Below are 14,556 nucleotides of genomic sequence, written 5' to 3' on the forward strand. Positions count from 1 at the left end.
TAGTATACATAGAACTTGAAGAAGGTAAGTATGTAATAAAGTTAATACCTGTAAAAGATAGTTACTCATATATATACACGTACAAGAGATAGGAGGAGAAAGTTATGGATATAGTAACAGTAATAAAAGTAGTTGGAACAATATTAACAGTTGTAGCTACTTCAATAGAAGCAACAACTAAGAAGTAGTGTGAAATATAATATCATCACGATAAATAAAATAATAAATTAATTGTGATGATATTATAAGAATAAGCTAATTTTTTTATAACAATAATAAACTACTGGAAAATATCGTTGTAATAGGAGTGTTGATGTAACGATAGTGACGATATTTTCTGTAAGAAAAAGATTGAAAGTATAATGTAGAAGATGTAACTTAACTACAAAGAAAGATGAAGTAGAAAAGGTTGAGTAGGTAATCTAGATAAATATGTCCTAAAAGCAACGATAACACATCAGAAAACAGAGATTTTAGAAAAGGTGAAGAAATGTAGTAATAGGAATGAAAAAACGCAAAGAGAGGATAAATCGAATGTTTTAATAATAATCTAGTAATGAATAAAGAAAAATCAGTAAATAATAGATTCATAACTATGTAAACTAGGAGATCAAGGCATGAAAGACTATGAGATGTTGAAGTTGGATGAAAAGATAATTTCACTCAAAAATAAAAAGAATCCAAAAGATAAAACATATAAATAATGGAACTTGGAAATAGGGAACTGGGTACCAGGAAAGGGCAACGGGGGGATAGGGGGGCTAAGGTCTTAATAGAAAATAAGGATTGAAATAGATTAATAAAAATATATTTCAATTAAAAACAAATAAAAAAGAATAAAAAGAAATTAATAAATAGAGAGATAACAATAAAGAATAGAAGAAAGAAGTAAATAAATATTCAGTATAATATAAGAATTACAATAATAGATAATTAATCAGATATAATGATAAAAAGAGTTGATAATTAATGAATATAATATCCAGTAATTAAAGATTAATAAATCAAAATGTAATACAAACTTTAAGTGGAGTAAATAGATAAAAAATCTATATACCAATAAAGATAAATAGATCAAAAAACAACAATAACATATCAAAAAACAGGGATTTCATAAAATGTGAATAAGAGTAGCATCCAAAAAGAAAAACATAAATAAAAAACCAAATTAACTGTTTTAACTGATATGTTTAGATATATATTATAAATTTGATAAAGAGTTAATGTTTCTAATGAAAGAAGCATTAACTCTTTTTATATTAAATTTTAACTTAATTATTAGTAAGTTTTTAATGAATTTTTCAATGATTTATTCGCATGAATAATCATTTTAAAGTAGTTATTATTTTTTATAGGAGGTGAAGTTAATATATGGATATAAGAAAGGAACATTTTAATGGAGTATATTCGACCATCTTTGAGCATATGGGAGAAAGGGTTACAAGAGAAATACATAGTGTGTTTAGGGGGCAGCAATTTAATTTTCCTAAAAAGTTATATTCAATGGAATATGTAATTAGATATTTAAAAGAAAATTATAATGGAAAGAATGTAAGGCAATTAGCTAAAGAACTTGACTATTCTGAGAGATGGGTTCAAGCAATAATAAATAAAAATAAAATAGTATCAAGAGGGGATGAAAATTAATGAATGTTTTTGATGTAGGAGGGATTGTATCAACTATAGCTTTAGTATTTACATTACTTATAGGTACAGGAATATTTATAGGAATAAATACAATATTTGAATGCTGGTATTTTGGTTGGGGAGCTTTAATTGGAGAATGGCTTGGATGTGTTATAGTAGCAGCATTTATTGTTAACTTTTTAAGTGGAATAGTTGGGGGATTATTTTCTGTATTATGGTTTCTAATAAAATTAGTTGTAGTTATTGGGGGATTAGGAAGTATAGCAATATTTATTTATTCAAAGGTTAAAGGTAAAAATAATACATTAGGAGGAGAGGAGAAGGTTAATAATGAAGAGTAAAAAAATATTAATAGGTATAGTGGTAGTTGTTGTATTATTTATAATTGGATTAATAGGTAAAAATAATAATGAAGCAAAAATGGTTATAGAGAATGTAGAGATAGCCATTAATGAAGGTAACTATGAAAAAGCTAGAGAGTTATTGTATACAGTAGTTGATGGTAATAATAAAAAAATAGATAAGTTATGGAATATAGTTAATAGTTATCAAAATGCTCAAACAGCAAATTTAGAAGCAGGATTAAAGTATCTTGATGAAATTGATAATAGTTATAAAAAATATAATAAGTTAAAAGAAGATGTAGATAATTTAAGAGAAGAATTATTATCTACAAAGAAAGTTAGGGAAGAATTTAAATTAAAAATTGATGAAGTAAAAGGTTTAATAGATAAAGGTAATTACAAAGAAGCTATGGAGTTAAGTGAAGAAACATCAGAATGGCAACATATAGAGCAAAAAGATAAAAACACTATGTACGACTTACATGTACAAGCGATGGAATTATATAGTGAACAAGTGAAAGAAGAGAGAAAAGAAGAACAGAAGAAGCAAGATGAAGAAGAGAAAATAAAAAATGAGCAAGAAGAACAAAGCAAGAAGGAAAATCAAGAGAATAACTTTTCAAAAGAAGTAGCACAAAAAATAATAGACAAATTAAATAATGATAATGGAAACAGTCGTAATTTTTATGAAATAACATCAGATTTAAAAACTGATGATAATGGTAAAAAGTATTTTGATGTTGTAGCAAAGGATAAAGACTGGATAAAGTTCGATGACCACACTATATTAGCTAATTATAAATTGTATTCTAATGAAGAGTTAGTTGAAATCCAGTAAAAAAAAGATAAAGTCTTAGCCTATTTATGTAGGAAAAGACTTTATTTTTTTATTCTTTAGGAAATTATATTTTCTAAAGAATTGTAGATAACTTTAAAAAGTGTTAGAAACACATAGTCTGCGAAGTAGATTTTGTTCCAATGCTAATATAGTGGATGGTATTTTTTTTACTATAAGGAAGAAAGATATCGTTATTATCGTTATATGTATAATACGATAATAACGATATTTTATGTATAAGTAGAAAGAGGTAAAAATAAATAAAAAAATATTTATGCAATAATTACAAAATTTTATGTATAAATATTCAAATGGAAATGAAATACATAAGAGCAAAAATGGCTATAAACCTAGTGAAATCAATGGTTTTAGGGGGGGAGTGTTAAGAGCAAGGAAATCCAGATACAAAAATTTGCTTAGGTTTTGATGCCAGGAAGTCTTGGGTTTGAGGGTGATGAGTGCAACTGAAAAATGGTGAATTAAAATACGTATAACCCTTGATATATCAAGTGCTGAGGGTATTTACATATAAAAAAATATTGGTATAATACAAAATATAAAGTAAATAAAACAAAGCTAGCTATGAATAAATATAAATAATAATTCAAATTATTTATAGGAGAAGATAGCAAATTGATTTATACTATACAATTTAGTAAACGATTACAAAAACTAGGAGGAAAAGATATGATTAATAGAAATTCAGAATTAAGAGAAGAAGTAATGAAAGGGTTAAAAGTTTTAGAAAAGATGGAAATTCCATTAGAGATTAGAATGCTTAAAACCAAAAAGGGAACTAGAAGTAGATACTATACTAATAAGAACAAGCTTTTAAGTGATATTCAAGAACATGATGGTGTAGATAATATTTTTTTCACACTTAATGTTTTTTCAGATGATTTAATGGCAAGAGCAAAGGATAAGTTGCTAAATTATGCACAACATACTACATCAGATTCAGATATCATAAGAAGAAAGTTATTACTTATTGATATTGCCCCATGCAGAGCATCAGGAATTTCATCAACTGATGAAGAACTTGAATATGCTAATAAAGTTGCTGGGGAAGTTAAGTTGTTTTTAAATGATAATGAATTTCCACATACTAACGAAATAAATGAAGCCATAAAGGTTTTTTGGAAAATGTAATAATATTAAACATGTAAACAACATAAGAAGTTCATTACCTTAATTGATTAATAAGTAAGGAGGGAAGAAATGTTTTCAAAAGAACAATTAAAAGAAATTGAAAACATGGGGATAGAGATATCTCCTAAATCAGAAAAAGTAAAAGCCTTTAGTCCAAATAAGTTTGCTTCATACATAGCAGATAACTTAAAGATAATCAACAATAAAGATTATTTCTATGTATATAAAGATGGAGTGTGGAAGAAGCTGGATGATATGTACTTATTCCAAAAGTTAAGAAATAAGTTACATACATACTTTGATGATATCTGGTCTTTGAAAAGTGAAAATGAATATATACAAGCTCTTAAGAGAATAGTTTATTACGGTGGAGACTTAAATGATAAAAAGAGATATTTAAATCTTTTAAATGGAATGTTTGATTTAGAGACATTCACATTAGTTGAACATAGTCCTGAATTCTATAGTAGTATTCAATTACCGATAACTCTAAAAAGAGATGTGGATTGTCCTAATTTCAAGAAGTTTTTAGGTCAATGCTTTTCAGGTGATGAGGAAGCAATAAATCTAGCACAGGAATGGGCTGGATATTTACTTACAGCAGAAACAAGAGCACAAAAAGCACTAATACTATATGGCCTGGGCAAAAATGGAAAAGGGGTCTTCATTGACATCATTAGCGAGTTAATAGGTGAAGATAATATATCTAGTATAGCAATGAATGAGTTGAATAGACCATTTTCAAGAGTATGTATATATGGGAAGCTAGCTAACATTAGCAATGAAAACGAATTCAATGGTAGGAGTTTTAATACCCAATACCTAAAGGCTATCGTAGGTGAAGATAATATAACTGCTGAGCAAAAAAATAAGCCAGTTTTTCAGTTTAAGCCTACAGCTAAACTGGTATTCACAACTAATAATCTACCTCACACAAATGATGGGGGATATGCACTTATGAGAAGGTTATGTATGCTTCATTTTACTAATACAGTAAAGGAAGAAGATAGAGATATGCATTTAAAGGACAAGCTTAGGAGTGAATTAGATGCTATATTTCTATGGGCATTAGAAGGACTGAAAAGACTTAAAGAAAATAACTATAAATTCTCAGAGTGTAAAAATTCTAATGATCTACTTAAACAGTATGAGAAAGAATTGAATCCAATGATATTATTCTTTGAGCAATGTGTTATTAAATGTGAAAGTACTCATAAGGAGAATAATAAAATTATTTATAACACTTACAGGGAATGGGCTAGAGCAAATGGAATGGAAGGACAAGCTAAAATAAGTGTTCAGAAGTTCTGGAAGGAGTTCGAAGAGCACGCTAAATCATTAGGCTATAACTGTAGAAGTGGAAAGTCAAATGCTTTTAGATACCATACAGGGGTAAGAATAATTGGAGATTTTAGAGTTTCTTTAGATGACTCTAGGATAGCAGGACAGTTAGGTGGCTAAGTTAGGATTAAGTTGGAATGGATTTAAGTAAGATAAATCAATAAATAGGGTGTAAGGACTAAGTAAATTTAGAAAATCTCAAAAAAAGAGATTTTCTAAATAAAAGAAATTAGATAGAGAAAGGAGGTGATAAATATGCGTCCATACGTCCAACTAAGATAAATCAATGGAAAAGATACATAAAATGAATCCTAGAAAGATACATAATAAAGTCCAGTAAGACAAGTAAGGTAATGAGGAAGAAAAAATAAGGGAAAGAAAAGGAGATAAAAACAATGGCAGTAGTAAAAAGAAGACAAGCACCATCAGTAATGGGAAAAGCAATGACAAGAGAAAATCAGGAGAATGATGTGGATGGGAAAGAGAGAACAGAAAAGGCGGTAAAAAAGGAAGAGATATGGAAGCCAAGAGAACCGAAAGTAGAATTAGAATACAATGGATTAGAGGAATTCCAAGCATCAGAAGCAAAGCAAAGTACTTGGAGAACAACTGATTATGGAATACTATCAATAGTAAAATCTGAAACAGTAAATAGGCTAATGTTTGCAAAGGAGATGATGGATAAGCTAAGTAATCCTAAAAGAGTAGTAATTTCATTCGCAGATGAAAAAATTGCTATAGGAGAACAATTACCTAACAATGAAAATTATTTAAAAGTTAATTACTCAAAAACAAAAGGAGTTATCTATTCAGCAGGAGTAGTTAAAGAGATAGTAGATAAATATGACTTAGATTTTAGTACGAGAACTTCAATTACATTTTCAGAAGTTAAGTACGTTAGATATGAAAATCATGTAGTAGCAATAGTAACTATAGTTTAAATGAGAGGTATAAGTATGAATGAATTAACAACAGAAGACATAATTGATGCAATAACAGAAACGATAAGATTGTACATACTAGCTTCAAAGCTAGAGGAGTTAGAAGAAGACTAAATAATCTACTAAGTATTGATCCGAATAAGTTCAATGCTTAGTGCAACTAAAATAATTTTAGGGGGAATACATAGTGAGCATTAATAGTCAGTTAGAGAGATTAGCATTAGAATATTCAGCAAGTATAAGAGAAGAAGATGTAACACTAAAAGAGCAAGAAGAGATAATGAACAGTGAATGGTTCATAAGTTGGATGAAAGAATATCATCAATAAATGAAGTTGAAAATAAATAAGATTAGAGGGAGAGATAAACATGGCAACTATAAAGAGAGATGGAAGAATTACAGAAATAGAAGTAGGATGTAAGAAATGCAGAATAGTAGGCTATCAATCAAATGGTAGAAAGGCTATAAAAAGAAATGTATTTAAACAAGGATACATAACATTTGAGCTTGAGGATGGAACAGAAGTAAAACAATATATGCTTATAGCACCATGGAATACATATTTATTTTATAAATTAATTAAGGCTATTAAAGCAGAAGGCTTTAATATATTCAATGAATGTGAGGCATTTGATGAAAATGAAATAATAGGTAAGGAAGTAGTAATAGAATTAGAAAATGAAGTTAAGGATTCTGGTGAATATATCAATGTTACTAATATCTATAATGTTGAGGAAGGAGAGATTATCATAGCTTATGATAATAAGTTAAAGGAAAAGAAGTATTCAGAAATGGAGAAAAATAAAGAAATGAGCATGGAGTATATAAGAAGTAAAGCAAATGAAGTTATTCCACAGCAGGAAATTACAAGTGAAGAGGACTTAATGAACTTTTAGAGGTTATATAGGTACTTTAGTTAAAATCTAGAGTACCTATATTTAGATAATTATAACTGGAGGAGAGATAAAAATGATAAATATAAATAAAATAATGAAAGAAAATGTATCAATTAATATGAATTTAGATGTAGAAAATAGAGGATTGTGGGAAAAGGGAAATCAATTGGGATGTGATACTATAACTTTAACTATTCCAGTTAATGAAATATCTAATGATATAGATATTGATAAGCTAGAAAATGACTTACATTTTGAAGCAAGTAATTTTACTATAAATAGCAACGAAGTAAAATTTAATATATTTACTGGAGAAACAATATTCTTTAGTTCTTTAGTATCTACATATGAATATATAGAACACTATGTAAGTTTCTTATGTGAAAAGCTAGATAGATTTATTAGTGAAAGTTTTAAGCTAGAGTTTGATTTCTATATGTCTTTTATGGAAGATTAAAATAAAAGTAATACATTCAATTAATATTAAGAGACTAACTTTAAAGTTTACTCTTAATATTAATTGGAGAAATACATAATAATAGGTAGTAATATTTAGTTTTAGAAAATATCTAAATTAATAGATAGATATATATTATAAATTTGATAATTTAATAGTGAGGGAGAGGTGTAAGATGATTAATAATTATGTAACAATGGATAATTCAATACAGGAATTAATAAAAAGAATCAATAGAGTTCCAAGAATAGCTATTTACTGTCGTGTAAGTACGACAGAACAGGCAGAAACTGGGTACAGTATAGATGAGCAAGAAAGATTGCTCATTGATTGGTGTAATAAGAATGGATTAGAAGTTTTTAACTGTTATTCGGATAGAGGAATAAGTGGTAAAAATATTAAGAACAGACCAGCTTTAAAAGCATTATTGAAAGATGTAGAAGATAGAAAAGTAGATATGGTAGTGAGTTGGAAGCTAAACCGTATCAGTCGTAAGCTTGCAGATGTTCTTAAAATAATGGATTTACTAGAGAAAAATAATGTTACATTTAAGTCTTATTCAGAGCCATTTGAAACTACTACTCATGTAGGAAGAATGCAAATGCAGATGATGGCAATGATTGGAGAGTTTGAACGTGGGACAATCTCTCAGAATGTAAAAGTTTCCATGTGTGCTAAGGCTAGAGCTGGAGAATGGTGTGGTAACCGTGTGCTAGGCTATGACTTAGTACCAATGGAAGGTACTGAAAATAATAAGAGAAGAAAATCAAGATTAGAAATAAATAAGGAGGAAGCAGAAATAGTAAGGATAATATTTAATGAATATGCTAGTGGAAAGGGGTATAAAGCAATTACTAATAAATTAAATAAGTTAGGGTGTAAGACCAAGAAAGGTAACAACTTCTCACAAGGTTCAATTAGAGATATCTTAATGAATCCAGTATACATAGGAAAGGTTAGGTATAATGTTAGACAGAATTGGAGTGAAAAACGTAGAAGAAACATGAATCCAGATCCTATAGTGGCAGAAGGAATTCATAAAGCTATAATTGATAATGATACATGGGATAAAGTTCAAGTAATGCTTCAATCTAAATCTGGTAAACCTTCAAGAGTCTATGATGGATTTTACCCATTAACAGGAATATTAAAATGTCCTAAGTGTGGAGCAGGTATGGTTATTTCAAGAACTACTAATGTATTAGCAGATGGAACTAAGAAAAGAATAGCTTATTATTGTTGTGGAGCATGGAAAAATCAAGGTACAAGTATATGCAATTCAAATACCATAAGAGTAGAGAAAGCTAATGAGTATGTGTTTAATAAACTTTCAAGTGTTTTATCTAATGATGAGATGATTAAATCAATAGTAAGAAATATAAATAAGGAAAGAATAAAGAGAGTAGACCCAAGTAAGAGTGAGTTAGAAAGAATAGATAAAGAACTAGAGAATATAGATAAGAAAAAGAGAAAGATTTTTGAAGCATACGAAGATGATATAATAACAAGAGAAGAATTTCTAACTAGAAAAGATGAGTTAAATCAAAGAGCTAAAGTATTACAAGAGTCAAAGGAACCTTTATTAGTAACATTAGCTGATGATGTAAGTGAAGAAATATCTTATGAGTTTATTAAAAGCGTACTAGATAATTTTAGTAAGTTGTTAAATAGTAAAGAGTCAAGAGAGCAGAAGAAGAAGTTATTACATATGATAATTTCTAAGATAACAATTAATGAGCTAAGAGAAGTTGATTCGATAAACTTAACTATAAATGATAAGTTAGTAGATTATATAAGTAAAGAAGAAGGGGTATCTATAAAGGATGCTCCTTCTTCATTTATGTTAAGAAATATTGGAATGAGTGTATTAAATTTAGATATTGCAATATAAATATAATTGGTATAATTATGTTATAGAATTAAGATTAAATAAATATAGGGAGAGAAGAATGAGTACAAGTATAATAGAGAATGAAATAATTAGTAAAGAAATAGTTAATGACGAGTTGAATAGAGAGGATGTATTTGAAAAACTTTTCAACTCATATAACTATGGAAATTTAGGAATGTTTATAGGTGCTGGTTTTTCTAAGGCTATTACTGAAGATAGGATTCAATCTGCTTTAAGTTGGTTTGAATTAATAAAAAGTGTAAGTGAAAAATTAGAGCTAGAATTTCCAGAAGAAAATGAGTTAATAGGAGTGTCACTTCCAGAGTTATCAACTAAATTGTGCAAAGAGCTTTCTAAAAGAGATAGAATTAGCTACTGTGAATCTAAAGCTATATTCAAAAATAAGATATGTGAAATATCAAACTGGTTACCAAGTGATGAGAATATAGAAGTATTTAGACAAATATTTAATACAATTGAGCCTTATTGGATTATAACTACTAATTATGATTTAGTATTAGAGGCAGTACTTACAGGGAAATGTAAAAGTTTAAGTCCATTAAATTATTTATCTGCACCTAGAGGGGTAATCCCTATATATCATATACATGGAACAAGATTAGATTCAGATTCTATAATAGTAACACAGGATGATTATATTCCACTTTTTAGACCTAATGAATATAGACAATCTAAGTTAGCTATGACAATTAGAGAGTCTACAACGCTAGTATTAGGATATAGTTTAGGTGATATGAATGTTTTATCTGCATTAGACTGGTCAAAAAATATTTATACAATAAAAAATGAGTATCCACATGAAATTATTCAAGCTATATGGACAGATGAACCTAAAGAAAATCCTTATAGAGATGAGAATGGAAATATAATTATAGAGATAGATGATTTAAAAGAATTTTTAAGTAAACTAAGTGAATATCTGGTACAAAAAAAGGAGGAATATAATAAGAGAATAAATGAATTAAATGAGTTGTTAGGATTATTAGAAGTTGATAATGAAGATTTAGTAGATAAATTTATGAATGAAGAAGAATTTAGGATAGACTTATTAAAGTTAGCATCTGAATTTGAGTATAATATGATATATTCATATATTGAATTTTTGACGAGGTGTATAGCTAGAGTTAAACAAGAGAGATATTCTTATGTAGATTTTGCTAAATGTAATAAGTGTTTAAATATTTTACTTGATGTAGTAATTAATTATGAGTATAAGAAGATTTCACCAAAACTTTTTAAAAGAGTAGCTGAAGAATTAAATGAAGTTTTATATCATGTGGAGTTAGAAGAGCCTAAAAGCTATTTAGTTGCAAATGGATATAGTTGGGCAGCAACAAAGAGTTGGCATAAAAGAAAGGTTAATATATCAAGTGAAACTTTAAATCAATTATATAATTATTCTATTAAAAATTCATTATTTAGATTAAGAGATTTTTGTGAGGTTTTACTAAAATTCAATATAGATAATTTTACAAGTATTTCATAAGATAATAAAAAGATTTTATGCAATTTAAAAGATTATTAAATTGCATAAGGTCTTTTTATTGTAAAAATGAGTTTTGAATAATAATCAATAAATATATTAGGAAGAGATAACAGGGAATAAGGATTCTTCAAAGAAAGGAATTAATAATAAAATTTTAAAGGAGATGAAGGTATGAGAAAAAGTATAAGTTCTGCTGTTGAAAGAAGAATATATGCTGAATCTATGGGGAGGTGTATGAATCCAGAATGTAAGGCAGAATTGTTTAAAGAAAGTGGCGACATAATGGAAAAGGCACATATAATTCCGTATTGTGATACTGAAGACAATTCATATGAAAATTTAATTATTTTATGTCCAAATTGCCATACAAACTTTGATAAAAACGGCGCATTCACTGTAGATGAGGTTAAAACGTGGAAACAAATACGTAAGGATGAATTTGAGCGTTTTTTTAGTAAAGAATATGCTACATTTGAGGAATTAAAAAGTGAAGTAGTTCCATTGTTATTACGTAATCAAGCAATTTTTGAAAATTATTATTTAGGGGATAGAAGGAAATTGTGGGATGTTTTTGAGGGAGAGATTTTATCAAATAATAGAATAATAAAAAGTATGTTAAAACATAATACTAAGTTAATTCAAGCGCATTCTAATGAAAGCTACTCAAATTTAGCGATAGTACAAAAATTTATGATTCATATTGATGAGTTCGAAGCTACACGATTAAGTAAAGAAAAAGAAAGAGAGGTATTATTTCCAACCGAGATTAACTCTTTGTTTGGAATAGCACCTTTAAAGGAATCCTTTATACCATCTGTAGAGTCTATTGAGAGTTTAATAGCAGTATTGCAGGATAAGGGAGAGTTTAAATCTATTGTTTTAGGTGTTGATAATCCATATATACAAATTGAAAGAGACAGTACTTGTGAAATAATTTATCTTAATGATACCCCTAGGTTAAGACAAATGTATTATGATAACCATTGTTTTAGGGGAGTAAACGTTCGATTTGAAAGCTTAAATTATGCTCTAAAAGCTATAAGGTCAAAAGGATTAGAATTTAAATTTTTAAATATAAATAACCTAAAAGAAATTACAGTAAATGGTGTAAAGATAGTTTTTATTTATGAGTATTGCTTAAGTAAAGTTAAATTACATCAACTATCTCCAGATGAAAAATGCGTGGTAATAAATCTACATAATTGGAATGCTGAAAGCTGTATTTCGACAGAAGCATATGAATTAGCAGATGAAATGAAAGTAAAGTTGCTAACAATGGATAAATTTTATGGATACATTAATAGCATTAAATATAAAAGATAGTATCATTCAGAAAATCATATGTCATATAGAATTATTCGAATCATTTGAAAATGTATATTTATTTGGATCAATAATCAATGTGAAAAGAACTCCAAATGATATAGATTTATTGCTAATATATAAAGATTTTTCGAGTAGACTTTTAATTGATTTGGATAAGATAAGTACTATTTTTGAACAATTATATGGATTATCCTTTGATTTAACCGTACTAAGCGAACATGAGGAAGAAGAGGCAAGTTTTATAAATAGATTAAACTCAAATTACTTAAAACTAAAATGACAAATCTTTATACCATATATATAGATAATAGAAGTGTAGCACATTGAGAAAACCTCACTTAATACTGATACGGAGAACCGTATCACAAGTAAAGGAGCACGGTTTCATAACTTAAAACTTATATTCTAATTAGAATATAAGTTTTTTATTTAAAAGGATAATGATAACACAATATTTTTTTACATTTAAAATTTAATCGAATAGAGAGCCCTTTAATAAATTAATTATAGTTAAACTGTAAATAAGTTTGTTTTACTCCAAATTATCTACAATTCAACTGAACTAAATACTAAACCATAGTTAATACAATAATATATTTACGATGATTTAGTATTTACATACAATTTGAAAATTTTGAAATTATAATCTAGTTATGTGTACATCTTTTCTTGGGACAGTTCTTTTATAATGTACTTTTGGGTAACCAATCACCATACATGCAACTAATTCTTCACTATCACCTATTTTTAGAAACTTACCTATTTCAGGATTAAAGTTTACAGCCCTTGATAAGAATCCGCTAAAATATGTTCCAAGTCCTAAAGCATTTATCATAAGTTCCATTTTTGATGCTGCTAAAGCTCCATTTACAATGTTTTTTGATTTTACTACTATCAATAGAGGAGCCTTAGAGAAAAGTTTATCTTCTCCATCAGGATTCTCTACAAAGTTTTTATACATAGTTTTCCACATATTAGCATACAGCCTAATTTGGGGAGTCGTAGTTTCATCATCCAACAAATTATCAGCTTGGCTATTTAAAGTCTGTAGTACTATTTTTCTAAGCTCTTGTATTTTATCTTCTACAATCACATATGAAACATCTTGTAAATTCCCACCAGTTTGAGTAAATTTGCCTGCCTCAAGTATTTTATCTATCTTTTCTTCTTCAATATCTTTGTTTGAAAATAACCTAACACTTCTTCTAAATTTCATGAAATTCATTAACACATCTGGATTTACTGAAAATTCTTCAATGTTGTATTCCTTTACTTCACTCATTGAATAATCTTTTTCATCATCACATGATATAGCCCTTACAGGGCAAATCGCAATACAATGTCCACACTTTACACAAGTTTTATTTCTTATATGAGACTTTACATCAATCATTTCTATATCATTTACTGGGCAATCTTGTTTACATAAAGTACAACCTATACACTTATCAGTATTTACAATCATTATAAAATACCTCCTTATATATCTTGGTGTTTATAATTATAGTTATTAAACTATAGTTTAAGTCAAGTATTTTAAAATGAAAATCTATATTAATTATTTTGTCTACTTTCAAGGTTTAAATTTATTTTCTCGATATAGTTTTTTAGTATTTTTCTTTGTTCTTCTAATTTACTTCGATGTTCCATTAAAATATTTATTGCTAATTGATTATTTCCACTATCTGATAGAATATCTAAATTAGTACGAATTTCTTTGACTGACATTCCTATATTTCTTAAACACCGAATTAAATTTAGTAGTTCTATATCTTTTTTGGAAAATACTCTTATATTATTTTTATCTCGATTAAATCCAGGTAATAATCCTTCTTTTTCATAATATCTTATTTTTGATTGAGATATATTAGTTATTTCAGAGACTTCTTTTATTTTATATTCCATAGAATTTACTCCTCATAGTTAATATTAATTTTAATCATTATAACTTATCTTATAGAGTTTATAAAGGTGATTTGTCATGAAATGAAGATAAGTAGATTTAAAATTAATAATAGTATTATGAGTTAGAAAACTATTTGTTAAAAGTACTTAAAAAAAAATAGTTTTTAGAAACAACAAGGTTTATAAAATTATAATAATATCAATAAATTTTCGTAAAAACTGCTACTTTGAAGGCATAGATAATGTGAAAATCGATATAGTTAAAAATTTTGAAAGAGATGAAAAGGATAAAGAGTTGATTGTGATTTCCCTTT

15 protein-coding genes are annotated in these 14,556 nt (G+C 27.5%); 13 read left to right on the plus strand and 2 right to left on the minus strand.

Annotated features, from left to right (window positions below):
• Positions 1 to 1,371 precede the first annotated feature (1,371 nt).
• From I4V51_RS16290 to I4V51_RS16350, 13 genes are all read left to right on the plus strand, one after another.
• Positions 1,372 to 1,647 carry a Mor transcription activator family protein gene (locus tag I4V51_RS16290; protein ID WP_055277849.1) on the plus strand — a complete coding sequence of 92 codons (276 nt, stop codon included), beginning with the start codon at positions 1,372 to 1,374 and terminating at the stop codon, positions 1,645 to 1,647.
• On the plus strand, positions 1,647 to 1,988 hold the full coding sequence (locus tag I4V51_RS16295; RefSeq protein WP_099314356.1) for a hypothetical protein: 342 nt from the start codon (positions 1,647 to 1,649) through the stop codon (positions 1,986 to 1,988). The genes I4V51_RS16290 and I4V51_RS16295 overlap by 1 nt, the downstream gene beginning before the upstream one ends.
• A complete protein-coding gene (locus I4V51_RS16300) occupies positions 1,978 to 2,829 on the plus strand; it encodes a hypothetical protein (protein ID WP_099314355.1) in 852 nt (283 codons plus the stop codon). The genes I4V51_RS16295 and I4V51_RS16300 overlap by 11 nt, the downstream gene beginning before the upstream one ends.
• Positions 2,830 to 3,516: 687 nt before the next feature.
• A complete protein-coding gene (locus I4V51_RS16305) occupies positions 3,517 to 3,978 on the plus strand; it encodes a hypothetical protein (protein ID WP_180270520.1) in 462 nt (153 codons plus the stop codon).
• Positions 3,979 to 4,047: 69 nt separating this feature from the next.
• Complete coding sequence (locus I4V51_RS16310; protein WP_195989495.1) at positions 4,048 to 5,439, plus strand: DNA primase family protein; 1,392 nt, start codon at positions 4,048 to 4,050, stop codon at positions 5,437 to 5,439.
• Between the two features lie 275 nt (positions 5,440 to 5,714).
• A complete protein-coding gene (locus I4V51_RS16315; protein ID WP_195989496.1) occupies positions 5,715 to 6,260 on the plus strand; it encodes a hypothetical protein in 546 nt (181 codons plus the stop codon).
• A 187-nt stretch (positions 6,261 to 6,447) separates the two neighbouring features.
• The gene (locus I4V51_RS16320; RefSeq protein WP_156327490.1) at positions 6,448 to 6,588 is read left to right on the plus strand and encodes a hypothetical protein; all 141 of its coding nucleotides are present in this window, start codon (positions 6,448 to 6,450) and stop codon (positions 6,586 to 6,588) included.
• A 40-nt stretch (positions 6,589 to 6,628) separates the two neighbouring features.
• Positions 6,629 to 7,156: a hypothetical protein gene (locus I4V51_RS16325; protein WP_195989497.1), complete on the plus strand. Its 528-nt coding sequence runs from the start codon at positions 6,629 to 6,631 to the stop codon at positions 7,154 to 7,156.
• A gap of 73 nt (positions 7,157 to 7,229) precedes the next feature.
• Complete coding sequence (locus tag I4V51_RS16330; protein WP_195989498.1) at positions 7,230 to 7,613, plus strand: hypothetical protein; 384 nt, start codon at positions 7,230 to 7,232, stop codon at positions 7,611 to 7,613.
• Positions 7,614 to 7,788: 175 nt separating this feature from the next.
• On the plus strand, positions 7,789 to 9,504 hold the full coding sequence (locus tag I4V51_RS16335) for a recombinase family protein (RefSeq protein ID WP_347708667.1): 1,716 nt from the start codon (positions 7,789 to 7,791) through the stop codon (positions 9,502 to 9,504).
• Positions 9,505 to 9,562: 58 nt separating this feature from the next.
• The gene (locus tag I4V51_RS16340; RefSeq protein ID WP_195989499.1) at positions 9,563 to 11,011 is read left to right on the plus strand and encodes an SIR2 family protein; all 1,449 of its coding nucleotides are present in this window, start codon (positions 9,563 to 9,565) and stop codon (positions 11,009 to 11,011) included.
• A gap of 171 nt (positions 11,012 to 11,182) precedes the next feature.
• Entirely contained in the window at positions 11,183 to 12,334 is a 1,152-nt protein-coding gene (locus I4V51_RS16345; protein WP_195989500.1) for an HNH endonuclease signature motif containing protein, read from the plus strand.
• On the plus strand, positions 12,300 to 12,617 hold the full coding sequence (locus I4V51_RS16350; protein WP_195989501.1) for a nucleotidyltransferase domain-containing protein: 318 nt from the start codon (positions 12,300 to 12,302) through the stop codon (positions 12,615 to 12,617). The genes I4V51_RS16345 and I4V51_RS16350 overlap by 35 nt, the downstream gene beginning before the upstream one ends.
• Positions 12,618 to 12,977: 360 nt before the next feature.
• On the opposite strand, the gene I4V51_RS16355 is transcribed toward I4V51_RS16350, so the two are convergent.
• Together I4V51_RS16355 and I4V51_RS16360 are read right to left on the minus strand one after the other, a co-directional pair.
• Complete coding sequence (locus I4V51_RS16355; RefSeq protein WP_195989521.1) at positions 12,978 to 13,805, minus strand: nitroreductase family protein; 828 nt, start codon at positions 13,803 to 13,805, stop codon at positions 12,978 to 12,980.
• 86 nt (positions 13,806 to 13,891) lie between these two features.
• Positions 13,892 to 14,242, minus strand: coding sequence for a MerR family transcriptional regulator (locus tag I4V51_RS16360; protein ID WP_195989502.1), 351 nt, complete (start codon positions 14,240 to 14,242; stop codon positions 13,892 to 13,894).
• Between the last annotated feature and the right edge of the window lie 314 nt (positions 14,243 to 14,556).

It is taken from the genome of Clostridium sp. D53t1_180928_C8, assembly GCF_015667795.1.
Classification (GTDB): domain Bacteria; phylum Bacillota; class Clostridia; order Clostridiales; family Clostridiaceae; genus Clostridium.